The sequence below is a fragment of the Moheibacter stercoris genome (assembly GCF_040545805.1).
Taxonomy (GTDB): Bacteria; Bacteroidota; Bacteroidia; order Flavobacteriales; family Weeksellaceae; genus Moheibacter; species Moheibacter stercoris.
This window is the reverse complement of record NZ_JBEPMO010000015.1, coordinates 42090-59932: the sequence shown is the minus strand read 5'-3', so window position 1 is coordinate 59932 and position 17843 is coordinate 42090. Positions and strand designations below refer to the sequence as shown.

Genomic DNA, 17843 nt, shown 5'->3' with positions numbered 1-17843 from the left:
GTTTGTCTATCTTATTCTGCTCATTTGGTTCTTTCTTTTTTATAGTTGTTGATATACTAAATTTAAGGAATTACAAACATAGGAAGGGTTTGGCGCAATGGCGGGTTAAGGCTAAAATTAATGTTTCGGCCTTCTATTCCGCAAAAAGCCAATTACATTGACTTTTTTTCTTAAATTTAATCAATTAATTGGCTTTTGCTTACCGTGTCGCTAAATTGAAACTTATCGCTTCAATTTCCGCCACTGACGCCAAGCCCCGAAACGTTGTGCGACACCCCAAAAGAACAATCATCTCCAAAAAAAACTTTCTAACAATAAAAGAAATCACTATATTTGCCAAATAATGTCAAGACTAAATTATGTCAACAATATTTGGTAATAAAATCAGGACACTTCGTGAAGAAAAACAAATACCTCAAAGACAGTTAGCTTCCGAATTGGAAATCGACACAGCAACCTATTGTAAAATAGAGAAAGGTGACAGACGAGCAAAACGTGAGCAGGTCGAAACGCTTGCAAAGTTACTGCAAACCGACTCTAAAGAACTCTTAAGATTGTGGTCGGCAGATAAAGTTTATGACCTTATTGCTGACGAAGATGAGGCTACACAAATTCTAAATGTTGTAGCAGAAAACATTACAAATTACAAACGTCAAAAAGCAAAAATATGAAGCCATTAGTCAAATACAGAGGTGGAAAATCAAAAGAAATTCCACACCTAGAAAAACATATTCCCGATTTCAATGGCAGATATATTGAGCCATTTTTTGGTGGCGGAGCCTTGTTCTTTTATTTAGAACCCAAAAAAGCAATAATAAATGACATCAATTCCAAATTGATGGATTTCTACCAAGGTGTAAAATCCGATTTTGACAATTTGAAAAACGAACTTTCAGAAATCGAAAAGATTTACAAAATCAATCGTAAAAAATTTGAAGAATTAAAAGCCAAAACACCAACAGAAAGAGTTGCAGACGATAACGAAACTCTTTACTATCAAATCAGAGATATGTTTAATGATTTGGCAGAAAAAAAATACTCTGATGCACTATTGTATTTTTTTATTAACAAAACTGCATATTCAGGAATGATACGATATAATTCCAAAGGAGAGTTCAATGTTCCTTATGGACGGTATAAAAATCTGAACACCTCATTGGTAACAAAAAATCACAGCCGATTACTTGCTAATACAGAAATATTCAATCTTGACTATAAGAACATTTTTGAAATGGCAAACGAAGATGATTTTATGTTTTTAGACCCTCCCTATGATTGCGTTTTTTCAGATTATGGAAATGTAGAATACAAAGATGGTTTTAATGAAAAAAATCACACCGAATTAGCCAACGCCTACAAAGAATTAAACTGCAAAGCACTTATGGTTATTGGTCGAACACCTCTTACCGAAAAATTATATGGAGATATGATTGTGGACGAATATGGCAAATCATACGCTGTAAATATCAGGAATAGATTTAAGGCAGAAGCAAGCCATATACTTGTTTCAAACTATGGCAATGAAGCATTAAAAAGAGAACCCAAATTAATATTAGAAGAAGAATCTGTTTGTTATGGCTAAAATTGATAGTAAAGTAATTTTCGTTACAACATCTCCAAGAACTCCAGCTAAAATGATACCGGAAATAGAGTTGTTGAATACTCATTTTGCAGGACAAAAATGGAATACCCAAACGCAACGAGCTTTTATGGAATTATTGAAAGAGGAAAACTTTTTCAACGGTGAAGGTAAAAAAGACCCTGCTTTCAGTGCAAGAGATAGAATAACAAGAGCTCCTAAATCGTTAGGTTTTGTAACTCTTAAGCCAAGTATCCAATTAACACCTGCAGGTGTAGAATTAACAAACTCAAGACGAAAAGAAGAAATATTTTTAAGACAGCTATTGAAATTTCAAGTACCGTCTCCATTTCACAAACCATCAGATAAAGCAGCTGAGTTTTGGATTAAACCTTATCTTGAATTATTTCGTTTGGTTCGCCATTTTGGTTCGTTAAAATTTGATGAATTAAGATTATTCGGATTACAGTTAACGGATTATAGAGATTTTGACACAATTATCTCAAAAATTAATGATTTCCGAGAGCAAAAAGCTAAGAACAAAGGGAATTATAAAAAATTCTACAAAGAGTTTCTATATTCTGAAATTAGAATAATTTATCAAGACAGAATAAATTCAGGAGATACTAAAACCAGGGAAAGTAAAGACGACTCACTTCAAAACTTTTTAGCAACGCAAGCAAGAAATTTCAGAGATTATACAGATGCTTGCTTTAGATATTTACGAGTAACAGGATTAGTCAACATTTCGCATATTGGGAAATCCATTTCAATTGCACCTGAAAAAATTCAGGAAGTAGATTACTTTTTAGAGAACACAAGCCGAGAACCTGTATTTATTGATAATGAGAAAGAATATATAAAATATCTTGGAAATGCAGAAACCCCTACTCTGCTTTCCGACAATCGTGAATTGCTTGAACAAAAAATTGCTTCGGAGTTTCCAGAAATTCCAATCAGCAATGAAATGAGTTTAACTCAACTCAAAGATATTTTTGCAGAAGAATTAGAAAAACGTAAAGAGCAAATTCTTAGAGAACAAGTTACGGCAATTAAAGACTATCGTTTGTTTGATGAAATAAATTCAACATTTGATCAAATACTTGACAATTCGCTTTATGATACACCTTTAATGTTTGAATGGAACACTTGGCGCGCAATGACAATGCTTAACGGTGGAAATATCAAAGCGAACTTGAAATTTGACGATTTCGGAAATCCAATGTCCACAGCACAAGGAAATATGGCGGACATCGTTTGCGATTATGACGATTTTGGCTTGACCGTTGAAGTAACAATGCAAAGTGGTCAGAGACAATATGAAACGGAAGGAGAACCTGTAACCCGACACCTTGCAAAACTAAAACGAGAAATCAACAAGCCTGCGTATTCTTTGTTTATTGCGCCGAAAATAAACGAGGCTTGTATTGCTCATTTTTACGCTTTGCACAAAATGAATATCAGCTATTACGGAGGAACTTCGACAATCGTTCCGTTACCGTTAAATGTATTTTTAAAAATGCTTGAAGACTCTCACAAAGCAAGCTATGTTCCAGAACCTAGACACGTTAAACGATTTTTTGAACGCTCAAACGAATTAGCAAATACAACAGACAACGAAATTGATTGGTATAACGGAATTACAAACGAAGCACTGAACTGGCTGAATGAATAAAGGGGCGATCGCACAACAGCAGTTTGGCAAAATGGCGGGTTTAGTGCTAAAATGAAGTTAAGTTTTTCAATTGAGCTTTTGTGCAAAATGAACATTGTGCTTCGATTTCCGCCACTTCGCCAAGCTGCAAAACGTTAATGACAAGCAAAAAAACGACCCCGAACCAAAAACAAAATTACAAAAATGGACAGTAACTTTTATATGGCGAATAGACAAAAACTATTGTTTATGGTTGAAGAAATACATAAACGCGGTTTTCAGAAATTAAGAGTAATTCCGTCATTATCGCCATCGGGAATGTATTGGCGTTGCAATTTTGTTGAAAAAGTAAAGAGATATGAGTTTTGTTCTTCTAACTGGATTTATGACCACGAAAAAGGAAATTCATCGGAAGAATTGAAATACACAACACAAGAATTGGCAGACTTATTCATACAAGAAAACAAAGAATTTATTGAACATTGCAAAGGCGAAGACGAAGAATATAAAAATTGGTATAGCCAAATGTTGCGACAACTAAAAAAAGACGAATTGCCTTACGCATTTGCAGATTGGGAAATGCCAAAAGGAACTTGGAGAACATCGGAAGGCAACGAAATAAAAACTTTACCAAACGAAGAGGAATATTACTTTTAATAGTATTAAATGAACGATATAAAAATAAAATCAGCTCTTTTTGGCGTTGCAGTTGGAGATGCTTTGGGTGTTCCTTTTGAGTTTAACAGCAGACAAACAATTGCTAAAAATCCAGTAACTGATATGACTGGTTACGATACTTATAATTTGCCAGCAGGAAGTTGGTCGGACGATAGTTCGCTTGCATTTTGTCTTACAGAAGCATTAACGCAGGATTATAACCTAACTATAATCGGGCAAAACTTTGTAAAATGGTACCACCAAAATTATTGGACACCACAAGGACACGTTTTTGATATTGGCATTGCAACAAGACAAGCAATCTCACGACTTGCAAAAGGCGAAAAACCAGAATTAGCAGGTGGGTTTGACGAAACAGACAATGGTAATGGTTCGCTTATGCGAATTTTACCTTTACTTTTTTATTTGCTTGACAAACCAATTAAAGAACGTTATGACATTACAAAAAAAGTTTCCTCAATAACTCACGGACATATTCGTTCTGTAATTGCTTGTTTCTACTATCTTGAATTTGCCAAACAAATTTTGTCGGGCAAAGATAAATTTGAAATTTACAAAAACTTACAAACAGATATTTCAAATCACTTGGCTAGTCTTGCAATCAATCCGACAGAAATTGCAAAGTTTGACAGATTGCTAAAAAGCGACATTACCAAACTTGATGAAAGCAAAATCCATAGTAGTGGTTACGTTTTACATACACTTGAAGCAAGTATTTGGTGTCTATTGACGACTGACAATTATAATGAGGCAGTTTTGAAAGCAGTAAATTTAGGTAGCGACACTGACACTACAGGTGCTGTTACAGGCGGACTTGCAGGACTACTTTACGGAATTGAAAACATACCAACAAATTGGATCAAACAAATAGCAAGAAGAGATGACATTGAAAACTTGGCGGAGCGACTTGCCGAAAAAATTGCCAGCCATTAACATCGGTAACTGTTGCACAACTCCAAAATTTCAGTGATAACAAAAATAATTGACCTCGGTTAAGCCCTTTTAAGCAAGCTTTATTATGGTTTAGTATATGCGTGTTGGATTTTCAAGATAGCTTATAGTGCAAATTTTGAAGTCTATTTAGGCGATGTTTAAGTGACCCTAACATCTCTTTCTTGAAGCTCATTTTTAGGGCTATGATTTGCGGATTTTTACGGGTGAATTTCAGGTACTTTTTTAGATTATAGCACAAGGCTGCCATCAGTATATGTTTGTTTGCTTGTACCATTCCACGACTGTTGAGCCGTTTGAGGTGGAATTATTGAATAATTTTGATCAAATTCTTGAGGAAGTTATTCTACATTTATCAGATGAGTTTATTGTGGAAGATTCTATTGCAATTCATAAATCTGCAAGACTTGAGTCTGGAGCCATTTTAAAAGGTAAAATAATAATTGGTGAATTTTTAAGAATTGGTGCTTACGCCTCCTATTTAAGAGGTCCCATTTTCATAGGAAATGAAGTAAATATTGGACCAAGTTCAGAGATAAAACAATCCTTAATTATGGATAAATCAGCCATTGCTCATTTTAATTATATAGGCAATAGCCTGATTGGTGAGAATGTCAATTTTGAAGCTGGTTCAATATGTGCGAATCATTTTAATGAGCGAATTGACAAAATTATTTCGGTAAAATTCAACGGAGAAACCATTATTACCAATTCAGAGAAATTTGGTTCTCTTGTTGGAGATAATTCTAGAATTGACGCAAATGCTGTACTTTCACCTGGAACAATTTTGAATAAAAATTCAATCGTAAAACGTTTGGAACTAGTTGAACAACTGCCTTAAAATAAAAATTGGTAAGTTATGGATGATTTGAAATTCATGGATGTTTTTAGCCAAATGAAGAAATCCATCTATCATTTTTATGAATTACTAGGAGTCACAAAATGAAAGGAACTATCTTTACTTTTCTTAAATAATTGATTGAGAAAATGAGGATTTTAACTTCTATTCATCCTACTTATTTGGTGCAAACTGAACGATTGTATCTGGTTCCATTTACGCTTGAAATTTGTGAAGAAATTCTTCAAAAAAACTATTCTGTTTTAGAAAAATTCAATCTTAAAATTGGTAAAAATTGGCCCGATGAAGATTTCTTAGAATCACTTCCAAGAGTCATTCAATTGTTAAAAAAAGTTGATACTCCAACAGGCTTTGAGTCCTGGATGATTATCAAAAAAGAAACCAACGAAATCATTGGAGATGTAGGTTTCAAAGGATTTCATTTCCTCAAAAATAGTTGTGACATTGGGTATGGAATTGTACAAGCGGAAAGAAGAAAAGGTTTTGCATATGAAGCCTGCAAAGGACTTATCAATTGGGTTTTGGAAATCGATCCTGAAATTACCATTACCGCTACAACCCATTTAAGCAATTCCGCTTCGATAAAATTATTAAAAAAACTAAATTTCATTGAACATTATCGCGACGAAACCTATATCCATTGGGAAAATCAGCCAACAACAAAATGACATATGAATTTTCATGTAATTCGTTTACATTTGAATAAATTAATCTTGATGAAATTCAGCTTAGCCTTTGTTACGATAATAATTAGTTCAATTCAACTAGTAGCGCAAGAAACCATTCCTTTTCGACTTACCAAACATAATAATCTGATTATTCAAACCCTTATAAATGAGAAAGACACTTTGGATTTAATGTTTCAAATTTCGATGAACGATGCGGCACTTTCACCCAATCGAATTCGTCATGCTAATTCCATTCAATTTGAAAACGAAATCAGTGATAACAATTCCATCCAAATAGGCAATTTACAATGGGAAAACATCCGTTTTTTTGATAACGAATATTCGGGACACGAATCCGATGGAAAAATAGGAAAAGTACTTTTCCAAAATAAAATTTTTGGTATCGACTATGATCAAAATCAATTCGTAATCTATAATGAATTGCCCAATTTGACCGATTATCAAGAAATTCCACTTTTGACTGATGGTGAATTCTTTTTGATTTCAGCTGATTCCATTTTTGATTGGCAACCAACCGAACTCTATTTCTTGCTTCAATCCGGATTTTCTGGAGCCATTATGTATAGCAACGAAGTGGCAAAAACCAACCAACTAAATCAAGTTTTGACGATTTATAAAGAACAAGAATATTCAGATTCTCAAGGAAATAAAATCATTAGCAAACAAGCTATCCTTCCTTATTTTCATTTTGCCAACACGGTTTTAAAGGACGTAAAAGTTGGATTTTTTAAAGGAGAAGCGCGTGTGCAAACGCAGAATTATTTTGGTGCTGATTTGATGAAACGATTCAATTGGATTTTTGATGTGAAAAATGAAAAAGCCTACATCAAACCGAGTAAATATTTACGAGATAAATATTATGAAAACGAACAATAGAGTTAATTAAAATTCCAGCCAATTTACTTGTGATGATAAAAAAAATTCAAAATAATGGATTTGCTTATTTTTTAATCTTTTTGGGTTGTTTGAATATTTGCCTAAGTATTTTCATAGGAATAAAAGCCAGTGATATTCAAGAAAACTTGTTCTCATTTGGTGTTTTGGCACTTTTCTTAGGTGTTATTTTTGAAAGCTACCGTCTCACAAAAAGTTGGGAGTTCGTCCTTTTTAAATTCATCCTTGCCTATACAGGAAGTTTTATGGCGTTTTTACCTGGAAAAAAAGAATATGTTTATCACCTCGAAACCCATCTATTCCTTTGGCCATATTATTTTCTTTTCTTCTATTTATTGCTTTCTGTCATTTTCTTAGAAGAAAAAATTATAGGAAAACTTTCGGAAGGCTATACCTTATTGTTAAGTTTATCCTTTTTGTATTGGTTAATTGACCTTCAGTTGATACAATTTTCCACTTGGTATTACATTCTTTTATCAAGTATTTGTATCGTATTCACCCTATATTCCCTTGCAAATGCGCTTCTTTGGATCGAACTTAATCAAAAAAATAAATTATGGCTAAGCATTTGGAGTACCTTGATTTTGATTGTTTTCGGATTCGATAATTTCATTCAAGTTTACAGTAAAGGCGATATGGAATTTTCAAAAGAATCAATAGAAAATTTCACTTTGGGAATACAATATTTCCTTTTAGGAATTTCCTCTGTCTATGTTTTTCATAACTCCATGCTAATTTTGGATTTACTTCCAGACAGATCTGGAAATTATCGTGATAAATTAAAAAAATCCGTAAAAAAACATGCAAAACGATATTCCGATGAGCAATTGGAAACACAAAATGCACTCTTTTGTATGCTCTTCTGTGGAATTATATATTCGTTGAATTTTTATTTTGACTTGTTTCCTAGAAACATTTTGATTTGGATGGTGATTATCAGTTTTCCAATTATTTTTCATCTATTCGAGCATTTGCTAAAAAGGAAATTAACTTAATTTGAAAAATAAATCCTCAGAATTCAAAAAACTGGATTCTTGAAAACAAATTATAATATCCTGTTTTAGTACCTTTATACCTTAATTACCTAAAAATGCAAGCAAACGGAAATACAGTAGACGAAATTTTGGCCAATTTGCCCGAAGATCGCAAAGAAGCCTTTCAGAAATTACATCAAACCATCCTCGATAATCTACCCAAAGGATTTGAAGCAGCCATTAGTTATGGCGGTTTGGGGTACGTAGTTCCGCATTCTATTTATCCAGACGGCTATCATTGCAAACCCATCGAACCACTACCCTTTGCTGGATTGGCTTCCCAGAAAAATTCCATCAATTTCTACCATATGGGAATTTATGCCGATCAAAAGTTATTGGATTGGTTCGTAGCCGAGTATCCCAAACATTCGAAACAAAAATTGGATATGGGAAAAAGCTGCATTCGCTTTAAAAAGTTGGATCAAATTCCTTTTGAATTAATTGGAGAATTGATGCAGAAAATTTCGGTCGAAGACTGGATTTCAACCTATGAAAAGAACTACAAGAAATAACTAAAAATTTCCTATCAAACCAATTTGTCCAGCGCCAAGCGTTAAATTCCATTTGACTTTTCGGTCATCATCGATTCGGAAGCCAAAATCATCTACTTCGCGTCCGTATTTTTTATTTCGGTTCAAATAACTTTCCACTCCTTCCACAATCGCAACACTCATCACCAAACTCAGAGCAACATCGGTAAACCAATGCGCGCCTGCCCAAAGTCTCGAAACGGGCGTCACCATTCCCACTGCATACAATCCGCCTTTGATCCACCAATTGTCAAATTGTTTGGACAACGCATAAATTGTCGTTGTTGAAAGCATCGTATGTCCCGACGGAAAGGAACCATAATCTTGTCCTCCTTTGAATAATTTGAACTGATTTTGTCCTTTTTCCAAATGCGGTCTTCCCCTTCCCACAACGGTTTTCATTGTTTGTTGCGCAATTCCACCAATGACGGAAGATGTCACCAAAATCACCCCAGTTTCACGCAATTTTTCATTATCAGTAATCAATCCCACCAAATAAACACCCGAAGTAAAACCATAATTGGCTTCTGGACGACCAAATACCCAACCAAATTCTTTTACAGCTCCTGGAATATCGTCCTCCTGTTTGCGAAAGAAATCACTGATTTCTTCATCGGCCAAATACAAAAGCGACAAACTCGCAGCCGTGGCTCCTACAACAATAAAATCATCTTTGTTCCATCGTGCTGGTTGTGTAAAACCATTCAAAGTTCCTCCGGCAATCGTCAATCCATCGTATTTTAAATTGCGCCAAAAATTTCCTTTTTCTTTAACCACAACAGAATCATGCGCAAGAAAACCGCTATCAATTTCCATCGACAATGAATCCGTTTGAGCCTTCGCACTCAACATCATTCCCAATCCCAAAATGATTCCTAAAATCTGCTTCATTTTTAAAAATTAAATCCAACACCAAACGAAAAACGATTGCCTTCTTCCGAATGAAATAAACTCAAATTCAAATTCGTCATTTCTGCTGCATTGAGCCAAATTCCCCCACCAAAAGATTGATGCCAACGATTGGAATCATCACCCTTATGCCAAACTCGACCGAAGTCAAATCCACCTAAAATCCCATATTTCATAGGAATTAAGCTTTTTCCTTGTCCAAGTAACAAACGTAAATCCGTCGATTGATAATAGGAAGTATGACCTAAAAATCGCTGGTTTCGAAATCCTCTCAATCCATCATCTCCACCCAAAGTTGCTCCTTGATAAAATTCAAAATTTTCTCCCAAAATCCAATTGGCATTGAACAAAGTGGACAAAACCAACTTCCCACTTGGCAGCAATTGATGCGTCAACCCAATATGACCGTCGATGTTCCAAAAATCACGTTCGGTTTCTTCTAAATTCATCGTATAAGTCGCCTTCGCCGAAAAAGTGAATCCTAAAGTCGGAAAAGCTTTGTGGTTATAGTTTTCATAGGCGAATTTCGCAAAAGCAGATCCAAAGAATTTCTGTTCAAACAGATTTTCTGGCAATTCGTCCGAAAACAAAACAAACCGATTTTCCGTATCATCCACTTTATTCGTTTGAAATTCGATTCCCGTAGAAATCTCTGTTCCATAAACGCCTCGTCTAATAACACTCGGTGAAAAAGAAAATTCCTGAATTTTCACTCGATTGTAATTCATTCCGAATTCATCGTCCCAATTTTCAGTTTCATTTCCAAATCCAAAATAATTCAAACTAAAGGTTGGACTTGTAATTCGAGCATTCAATAGGAAATTCCAATTTTGAAAGAGATTGACAAATTCGCCTTCGTACCCAAACTCATATCCCGAAGTTTCGAAATAATACATTCCACTTAACTGATGCTTATGGGAAAAAGGATCGCGGTTAAATCCATTGATTTCATAGGTCAAATTCGCACCCAATTTCACACCATCATCCGGATTGTACCCAATTCCCGGATAAGCAAAAAATGAATTGTATTTGGGTTTGTAAAAATCATAGGTGTTCAAGTGATAGACATCGGTCAATTTCACACGAGCTCCGCCCTTGTTTTCAATCGTATTTTTCTTGGATTTATAATCGTAAATCACCAAGTTTTTTCCGTTTTCAATGTAATATTCATCGTGATTTTGACCACCAATTAATCGAATTTTGATTTCCTTATCGCCCTTTCCTCCTACTTCAAAAATATCGTCATTATCGAGTCCATAAATCCAAATTTCCTTGGTTTGTTCTGATGAATAAATTCGTTCAAAAACCAATTCCTCACCCGCTTTTTTGTTGCGAATGATTTTGATTTCCGTTTGACCATTTGGCATCCGGTTGATGAGAAACTTCTCTTTTTTATTGGTTCCTGTCAGAACAATTTTGCGTTGCAAAAAGGCATATCGCTCTTTTGTCCATTCTTGAAGTTTGCCCCTTCTGATTTTCAAATCTTCAATGATTTCTTGGGTCAATTCATTTTGTGCAGGTTTCGGCAATTGGGCAAAAGCTGCATCAATCGCTTCATCTGTTAGATTTTCTTGTATGAATTTGGCTTCTGCCAACCAATCTTCTTCGGTCGCAGAACGAATGAACGCTACATCCAAAGGATTCCCCGATTTGTTCAACCATTTCAAACTCGTTGGTTCTTCATCGAAATGTTGAAAATGGCGAATCGCCGGAATGTTCAACAAGATTTTCAACAAAACACCATCGTAGCGGGCAAAAACCTGATCGCGATCGCGTGGAATGGGTCTGTAAATATTTTTCCCATCGATTTGGTGTTCCGCCCAACGCCATTGGTCCTGATGACGATCCCAATCTCCTAACAACATATCGAAAATTCTTGCTCGGATGAATGCTTTTTCATCCACGACATTCTCTTCGTCTTTGTGCAATTGTTTGATCAAATCCAAACTGCTGATGATATCATCAGCTTTGCCAAAATTTTCTTCTTGGCTATTTTTGGTCATCGGGCGCTCTTCAAACATATAAAACTCATCGCCATAGTTCGAATTGTATTTTCCAATGGCTTCTTGTTTTGGTACATAGACCAATTTCGGATCGGAATGAGGAATGCCCAAAGTTTCCGACAAATCGGCTACAATAAACGGATAAAATGGATTGGAGGACGTATAATGATCGTATAGAAATTTTGTTGCGCCCGTTTCTTGAAAGCGATCTTCCACATATTCTTCCGGATACAAAGTCTGCAAAAATCGGGTTGTATTTTTCTTCAACGATCGAATGACATATTCTTTTCCGTCTGGATTGGTCAATCGAAGCGAATTGGACTGCATCCCTCCACCAGCGCGAATTGCTTTTAATCCACCAAAGGTTTCCGCCAAATTCAATTGCGGAACTTCAATTTCCATTTGGTAAAAATCTCGGTACTTTCGACCAAATAAAAAATCGTAAAACCCCGATTTATCGGTCATTTCTTTTGTATAAATCGAACCGATTTTGGGTTGGGAATAATCAATTTCTTCAAAATTAAAATCGAATTCTTTTTCAGGATTTTGAATGAATTGGCGATATAAAATTTCTTCTTTGTTATTCTGATTTCCATAAAAAGAAAGCTGCGCCGATTTGTCTTCAAATAAATCCAAAATAGCATAACCATTTCCACCAAAGGAAAAATCATTGGAGCGAATTGTTCGAACCGGATCCGTTTTGGAAGCGGCTCCTGAAATGATCTGCTTAATCGTTCCTTCTTCTATGTATTGCAAATTATGTTCGTGTCCAGAAAGTATCAAAACATTTTCCCTATCGGCCAATTCGGTTTTGATTCGATTGGCCAATTCTCGATAAGGTTTGCTATGCAAATCTTGCGGAATCCCAACTGTTTTTCGAATCAAATTGAACACCGAACCTATAATCGGCAAAGGAATTTTCCCAACCGGATAAATTTGCTGATCCCAAGAATTCAAGTGTCCACCGTGCGAACTATTGGAAACCACAGGATGGTGTATCGCAATCATCACGGTTTCGTTTTGGTATTTATCCAATTCACTCTTGAATTCATCCCAATATTCCTCTCGGGTTTTGATGTCACAATCGGCATTGATGGTCGGATAATGGTCCCAATTTTCCAAATACCATTGGGAGTCAATCGCCAATAGAATCACATCGGAATTGATCTTAAATCGTTCCAAACCACAAGATTTTCGTGGTAAAAATGCTTTGGTATCACCCAATTCTGTGTTAACGATTTCGGATTGTTCTTTCAAACCTTCAAATCCGGAATACCAATCGTGGTTACCCGAAATGAAAATCCTCTTTCCTGGGAATTTTTTCGCTAAATCGATTTGATAGGTCAATTTTTGAATGGCTAATGTTCGTTTTGCTAAATCAGAACTATCGGGAATCCCTTTTGGATACACATTATCGCCCAAAAACAACAAAGTAGAATTTTCTGGCGCTTGTCTTAATTTTTCTTCAAAAAAGGACAATGTTTGTTGAGCATCGGGTTCTTCGGCATTTCCTGCGTCGCCAATTAAATAGAATCGATGAACCAATTTTACGTCCGTTTCTTTGGGATCAATTGGAGTCGAAATCCCTTTTCCATATTGAGGAGAATAGGTAGAACAGGAAACAATAAAGGCGGAAAATCCTAAAATCATTCCTTTGAGAACTGAACCTTTCCCATCAATTTTCCGTAAAAAAAGCCTAAATTCGTACATCCTATTTTGTTAAAAATGACCATCATTCAAAAAGCCGAAAATTTCATTTTCGAATTGTTCAAAGATAAGGTATCGAAAGATCATCTGTACCACAATTTTCATCATATAATTCGAGTTGTTGAAGCTGCGACTGAAATTGGAAAAGCCTCTGATTTAAACGCTAACCAGCTAGAAATTGTTCAATTGGCAGCTTGGTTCCATGATGCGGGATTTTCAGTTTCGAACGATTTGCACGAACAGCATAGCGTAAAAATTGCAGAAGATTTTTTAAGCAAAGAAGGTTATCCATCCGAAAAAATTACCGAAGTAAAACGGATCATTTTAGCTACAGAACATCATTCACAACCAAAAGATATTTTAGAGGAAATCATTTTGGACGCCGACACTTCACATTTTGCCAATGAAAATTACATTGGAATTGCTGAATTGTTGAAAGCTGAATGGGAAGCAACGCTAAATTTGGTGTATACCGATAGTGAATGGGCAATCATCAACCGAAATTTATTGTTGAATGAACATCGTTATTACACAAACTATGCGCGAACCCATTGGAATGCAGGAAAGGAAGCGAATATTGTTGCTTTGCAAAAACGTTTGAACAAATTGGAAAATCCAGAAGAAAACGGAAAAGGAAAGAAAAAAGAAGTCAAAGATGATCGGTTTTCGCGCGCCATTGATACGATGTTTCGCGTGACTTTGAACAACCATACGCGATTGAGTGAAATTGCTGACAGCAAGGCCAATATCTTATTGTCTGTCAATGCGATTATCATCTCGATCATCTTAGGAACCTTGGTCCCGAAATTAGATTCGCCAAGCAATATGCATTTGATTTATCCGACTCTGGTATTGATGGTTTTCAGTGTTACAACTGTAATTTTTGCCATTCTTTCGACGCAACCCAAAGTAACGGAAGGTACTTTCACCAAAGAACAAGTTGCGAACCGACAAGTTAATATTTTGTTTTTCGGGAATTTCCACAAAATGCAACTTCCAGATTTTGAATGGGCAATGAACGATTTGATGCAGAATCGAGAAGAATTGTACAATGCCTTGACGCGGGATTTGTATTATTTGGGATTGGTTTTGGACCGCAAATACAAATTATTGCGCATCACCTATATGATTTTCACGGTCGGCATTATCTTATCAATGGTCGCTTTTATTTGGGCATTTGCCAATATCGAAATCGCAGCAAATTAGTTCACCGTTAAGAAACTTTTGTAATCGGAGTAGATTTCGGAATCGGAATGGTACAAGAATCCCACGCGAATTCCCTTCAAACCAACGATTCCTTGAAGATCTTCCACGTCAAATAATTCAACGTTTTCATCCAACATTTTCTTGTGTTGCAGCAATTTGATGTAGCCCAAATATTCTTTTTCTTCGCTTGGAGTTTGGTACACAATGGTCAATTTTCCTTTTTGGGTAATTCGTTCATTGGTGTTTTTAATCAAAGCTTTGTCAATTCGCTTTTTGGCAATTTGATAACGAACATTGTACGAACCATCGATGTCAAACTGTTTTTCATCCATTCTAAATCGAATCGAAATAGGTGAACCAAAAACCAAAATCAGCGAACTCACTTCCAATTCATTCGGCAAAGTAGGTTGCAACAAACGGAAATGATTTTCCATTTCACACATCACTTGCATTTGCCACAATCGTAAATTTTGCAAATAATAAGCATTAAAATCCTTATCAGGCGCAATGGACGAACCAATATAAATATTATGCTCGACGCCATCGGTTTTGAAACGTTCGTAATAATGTGGGAAGAAACTCTGCGCTTCCACCTGTTTTTCATCCAAAATCGAAGCTAATTTTTTATTGATCAAGGAAATAGATTCATCAAATTCTCGTCTATGTTTGTAAAACAAACCTGATAATGGACCTACTTTCTCAAAATAATCGGCGATTTGTTCTTTGATTACTCGGTCAGTTGAATTCTTTTGGTAATTCTGCAAAACCAAGTGAATTTCTTTGTCCAAATAATTCTGAAGAAACAATTCCGTTCCAGTATGGATTACATCTTGCAATTCGTTTAAGTGATTTTGAAGTTCAAATATTTTCTGTTCAAATAATGGCAATTTAGCTTTCTGATAAATAGTTTGGAAGACTTGAGCCAAGGTTTCGATCTGATAAATCAAATCCTTTTGGATCGCTTGATTTCTGGAAACTGAACTTCCTTGCACATCAATTTGACCATACAATGGATAGACATCTTTGAACACAATTTCTTGCAACGTATATTCAATTCCACTTTTTTTACTGTCCAAATATTTAAACGCTTCTTCTTTAAAGCGCCATTGAACGCTCTTATGAATCGAGGTATATTCCTTTTGAATAATGGCTTCTACTTCATTTTCTAACTCGCTGATTACATTGGTCACTTTGTCTTGTAAGAAGGGCAAAACGTAATCCATTTTATGTGCATTAACCGTATTGAAGTCATTCGCTTCTGTGGAAGATAATTCCAAAATAGCCAATAACTTACCACGATCAATTAAAGGAACAAATAAAATACTTTTCGCATTCTGATTTTTCAGTTGAAGCATCAATCTTTCTTCCTTTTCATCAGAAATTTTGTAATTATCCACATCTGAAATCACCCAGAATTTTCGCTCCATAATTTTTTGACGAATGGTTTCATCACAGAACAAACTTTCACAATCCAAAATATTGGCCTCACTCACCATATGACTATAAAACTTTTGTTCAATAACCTTCACATTTACGCGATCCAAAAAATTTCCAAAGATCGTTACGCCTATTTTTAATTCGGGTAATTTGTAGATCGAACGGAAAATTTCGGTTAATTCATCAAATCGATATTCATCTACATCGGAAAGCAAATTTCCTTTTAAAGTAGAAACAGCATTTTCAACTGTCGCATCATACAGATTCATGATGGAAAAACCTTTCAAAATCCAGCTATTCACTGGAAATTTAGCTTTCCATAATTCAATATTATCGTAATTATCGAGCAATTCTGTAATCTCCTCATCTGTCAGCATTAATGCATTTTTAGTAGGCAAAATTTCCATAAAATCAGCATTGATCAACACACGGTAGTGTTTCATAATTTTGTGCTGATCGGGAATGTCAATGTACAAGGGAGTATCGGTCGTTTCAATTTTATTCTGGAAATAACTTTTGATAATAAAACAACAATTGAATATAAACCAGTTTTGCTCTGAAAGACCGCGTAAACTTAGTTTAAAATCGGGACCTGCCTCTTCTAAAATTCGCTGAAAACGTTGGGTTAAATTGAGAATATTGAAATAATAGGGAATTGTTACAGCTTTAATTTCGTTGTTACTCAATAGCATTGGGAATAAATCTGCCAACAAAACACGAATGACAGATTCGTATTTTTCAAATTCCTCCACGCTTTCAATTCCTTCAATTAATTCTGGATATTTTCGAATTTCCTTTAACAGTTCTGAAATGTAATTGGCTTGAAATCCAGATAGACCGTGTAATCGTTCTTCCAACATTTCTAAAATTTTCTGAAACGAAATCAAGGGCCTAAAAGGACTAAATGCGCTTACCTCCAACATCTTAAACATTTTTACATCTATTTGCAAAGGTACGGAAATCCCGTGTACAATAAAGATATTCAAAAACTTATTTCAATGAGTAAAATTCGGTAATTCGGCCTAAATTTGTAGAAAATTAGCGTATGAAAGCCTTAATTATTGTCGATATTCAAAACGATTTTTTAGATGGAGGAAGTTTAGCCGTTCCCAATGGAAATGAAGTTATTCCCTTGATTAACGAAATTCAGAATGATTTTGATCTAATTGTGGCGACGCAAGATTGGCATCCGCATAACCACAAGAGTTTCGCAGCCGAACATCCCAACCAACAGGAATTTGATTTGATTGATTTGAATGGTTTGCCGCAAGTTCTTTGGCCAATTCATTGTGTGCAAGGTAGTTTTGGTGCAGAATTTCATCAAGATTTAGAAACCAATAAAATCGAAGCGATTTTCCGAAAAGGAATGGATACCGAAATCGATAGTTATTCCGGATTTTATGACAATGGGAAACGCAAAAATACCGGTTTGTTGGGCTATTTGAAAGACCGAAATGTTACGGATGTATCGGTGGTTGGCTTGGCAGCGGATTATTGTGTGTACTTTACCGCAAAAGATGCTTTGGAAGCTGGATTTCAAACAGAAATCATCGAAAAAGCAACTCGTCCTATCAGTCTTAATAATTGGAAAAATTTAAAAGAAGAATTTAAAAATTTAGGAGGAATTATTTCTTAATTTGAATAAGATTGATTGTTTAAAAATCTGGTTGTAGGTTTAAAATAATTCTTATTTTTAAACCATAACAACACAGC

Annotated in this window: 15 protein-coding genes; 12 read left to right on the top strand and 3 right to left on the bottom strand. The window is 35.3% G+C overall.

Translation table 11 applies throughout. The features are described 5' to 3' along the window. The first annotated feature begins 359 nt into the window (after nucleotides 1–359). The 10 genes from ABID46_RS10985 to ABID46_RS10940 all read left to right on the top strand — a co-directional run bounded on the left by ABID46_RS10985 (nucleotide 360) and on the right by ABID46_RS10940 (nucleotide 8850). Nucleotides 360–671 carry a helix-turn-helix domain-containing protein gene (locus ABID46_RS10985; protein ID WP_354510029.1) on the top strand — a complete coding sequence of 104 codons (312 nt, stop codon included), beginning with the start codon at nucleotides 360–362 and terminating at the stop codon, nucleotides 669–671. Beyond that, nucleotides 668–1582 (top strand): DNA adenine methylase, encoded by a 915-nt coding sequence (locus ABID46_RS10980; protein ID WP_354510027.1) that lies wholly within the window; start codon nucleotides 668–670, stop codon nucleotides 1580–1582. The genes ABID46_RS10985 and ABID46_RS10980 overlap by 4 nt, the downstream gene beginning before the upstream one ends. Continuing rightward, entirely contained in the window at nucleotides 1575–3254 is a 1680-nt protein-coding gene (locus ABID46_RS10975) for an AlwI family type II restriction endonuclease (RefSeq protein ID WP_354510025.1), read from the top strand. Before ABID46_RS10980 ends, ABID46_RS10975 begins: the two co-directional genes overlap by 8 nt. Before the next feature lie 183 nt (nucleotides 3255–3437). Further along, nucleotides 3438–3890 carry a hypothetical protein gene (locus ABID46_RS10970; RefSeq protein WP_354510023.1) on the top strand — a complete coding sequence of 151 codons (453 nt, stop codon included), beginning with the start codon at nucleotides 3438–3440 and terminating at the stop codon, nucleotides 3888–3890. Nucleotides 3891–3899: 9 nt separating this feature from the next. Beyond that, the gene (locus ABID46_RS10965) at nucleotides 3900–4844 is read left to right on the top strand and encodes an ADP-ribosylglycohydrolase family protein (RefSeq protein WP_354510021.1); all 945 of its coding nucleotides are present in this window, start codon (nucleotides 3900–3902) and stop codon (nucleotides 4842–4844) included. A gap of 319 nt (nucleotides 4845–5163) precedes the next feature. Further along, nucleotides 5164–5703, top strand: coding sequence for an LbetaH domain-containing protein (locus tag ABID46_RS10960; protein WP_354510033.1), 540 nt, complete (start codon nucleotides 5164–5166; stop codon nucleotides 5701–5703). Between the two features lie 146 nt (nucleotides 5704–5849). Continuing rightward, nucleotides 5850–6389: a GNAT family N-acetyltransferase gene (locus ABID46_RS10955; RefSeq protein WP_354510019.1), complete on the top strand. Its 540-nt coding sequence runs from the start codon at nucleotides 5850–5852 to the stop codon at nucleotides 6387–6389. A 48-nt stretch (nucleotides 6390–6437) separates the two neighbouring features. After that, nucleotides 6438–7286, top strand: coding sequence for a hypothetical protein (locus ABID46_RS10950; RefSeq protein WP_354510017.1), 849 nt, complete (start codon nucleotides 6438–6440; stop codon nucleotides 7284–7286). A 32-nt stretch (nucleotides 7287–7318) separates the two neighbouring features. After that, nucleotides 7319–8299, top strand: coding sequence for a hypothetical protein (locus tag ABID46_RS10945; RefSeq protein ID WP_354510015.1), 981 nt, complete (start codon nucleotides 7319–7321; stop codon nucleotides 8297–8299). A 95-nt stretch (nucleotides 8300–8394) separates the two neighbouring features. Next, the gene (locus ABID46_RS10940; protein ID WP_354510013.1) at nucleotides 8395–8850 is read left to right on the top strand and encodes a DUF1801 domain-containing protein; all 456 of its coding nucleotides are present in this window, start codon (nucleotides 8395–8397) and stop codon (nucleotides 8848–8850) included. Here the strand turns inward: ABID46_RS10940 and ABID46_RS10935 are convergent, their stop codons facing one another. Both ABID46_RS10935 and ABID46_RS10930 read right to left on the bottom strand, forming a co-directional pair. Further along, complete coding sequence (locus tag ABID46_RS10935) at nucleotides 8851–9759, bottom strand: phosphatase PAP2 family protein (RefSeq protein ID WP_354510011.1); 909 nt, start codon at nucleotides 9757–9759, stop codon at nucleotides 8851–8853. 2 nt (nucleotides 9760–9761) lie between these two features. Continuing rightward, nucleotides 9762–13430, bottom strand: coding sequence for a metallophosphoesterase (locus ABID46_RS10930; RefSeq protein ID WP_354510009.1), 3669 nt, complete (start codon nucleotides 13428–13430; stop codon nucleotides 9762–9764). Between the two features lie 75 nt (nucleotides 13431–13505). Between ABID46_RS10930 and ABID46_RS10925 the strand changes: the two genes are divergently transcribed. Further along, nucleotides 13506–14693, top strand: coding sequence for a Pycsar system effector family protein (locus ABID46_RS10925; RefSeq protein WP_354510007.1), 1188 nt, complete (start codon nucleotides 13506–13508; stop codon nucleotides 14691–14693). On the opposite strand, the gene ABID46_RS10920 is transcribed toward ABID46_RS10925, so the two are convergent. Next, nucleotides 14690–17116, bottom strand: a complete 2427-nt coding sequence (locus tag ABID46_RS10920) for a GAF domain-containing protein (RefSeq protein WP_354510005.1) — start codon at nucleotides 17114–17116, stop codon at nucleotides 14690–14692. The genes ABID46_RS10925 and ABID46_RS10920 overlap by 4 nt on opposite strands. 59 nt (nucleotides 17117–17175) lie before the next feature. On the opposite strand from ABID46_RS10920, the gene pncA reads away from it, so the two are divergent. Further along, nucleotides 17176–17766 (top strand): bifunctional nicotinamidase/pyrazinamidase, encoded by a 591-nt coding sequence (pncA, locus tag ABID46_RS10915; RefSeq protein WP_354510003.1) that lies wholly within the window; start codon nucleotides 17176–17178, stop codon nucleotides 17764–17766. Nucleotides 17767–17843: the final 77 nt, after the last annotated feature.

Excerpts from the sequence above, each read along its gene's own strand:
- ABID46_RS10985 (WP_354510029.1), top strand. The coding sequence starts at position 360 with ATGTCAACAATATTTGGTAATAAAATCAGGACACTTCGTGAAGAAAAA.
- ABID46_RS10980 (WP_354510027.1), top strand. The coding sequence starts at position 668 with ATGAAGCCATTAGTCAAATACAGAGGTGGAAAATCAAAAGAAATTCCA.
- ABID46_RS10975 (WP_354510025.1), top strand. The coding sequence starts at position 1,575 with ATGGCTAAAATTGATAGTAAAGTAATTTTCGTTACAACATCTCCAAGA.
- ABID46_RS10970 (WP_354510023.1), top strand. The coding sequence starts at position 3,438 with ATGGACAGTAACTTTTATATGGCGAATAGACAAAAACTATTGTTTATG.
- ABID46_RS10965 (WP_354510021.1), top strand. The coding sequence starts at position 3,900 with ATGAACGATATAAAAATAAAATCAGCTCTTTTTGGCGTTGCAGTTGGA.
- ABID46_RS10955 (WP_354510019.1), top strand. The coding sequence starts at position 5,850 with ATGAGGATTTTAACTTCTATTCATCCTACTTATTTGGTGCAAACTGAA.
- ABID46_RS10950 (WP_354510017.1), top strand. The coding sequence starts at position 6,438 with ATGAAATTCAGCTTAGCCTTTGTTACGATAATAATTAGTTCAATTCAA.
- ABID46_RS10945 (WP_354510015.1), top strand. The coding sequence starts at position 7,319 with ATGATAAAAAAAATTCAAAATAATGGATTTGCTTATTTTTTAATCTTT.
- ABID46_RS10940 (WP_354510013.1), top strand. The coding sequence starts at position 8,395 with ATGCAAGCAAACGGAAATACAGTAGACGAAATTTTGGCCAATTTGCCC.
- ABID46_RS10935 (WP_354510011.1), bottom strand. The coding sequence starts at position 9,759 with ATGAAGCAGATTTTAGGAATCATTTTGGGATTGGGAATGATGTTGAGT.
- ABID46_RS10930 (WP_354510009.1), bottom strand. The coding sequence starts at position 13,430 with ATGATTTTAGGATTTTCCGCCTTTATTGTTTCCTGTTCTACCTATTCT.
- ABID46_RS10925 (WP_354510007.1), top strand. The coding sequence starts at position 13,506 with ATGACCATCATTCAAAAAGCCGAAAATTTCATTTTCGAATTGTTCAAA.
- pncA (WP_354510003.1), top strand. The coding sequence starts at position 17,176 with ATGAAAGCCTTAATTATTGTCGATATTCAAAACGATTTTTTAGATGGA.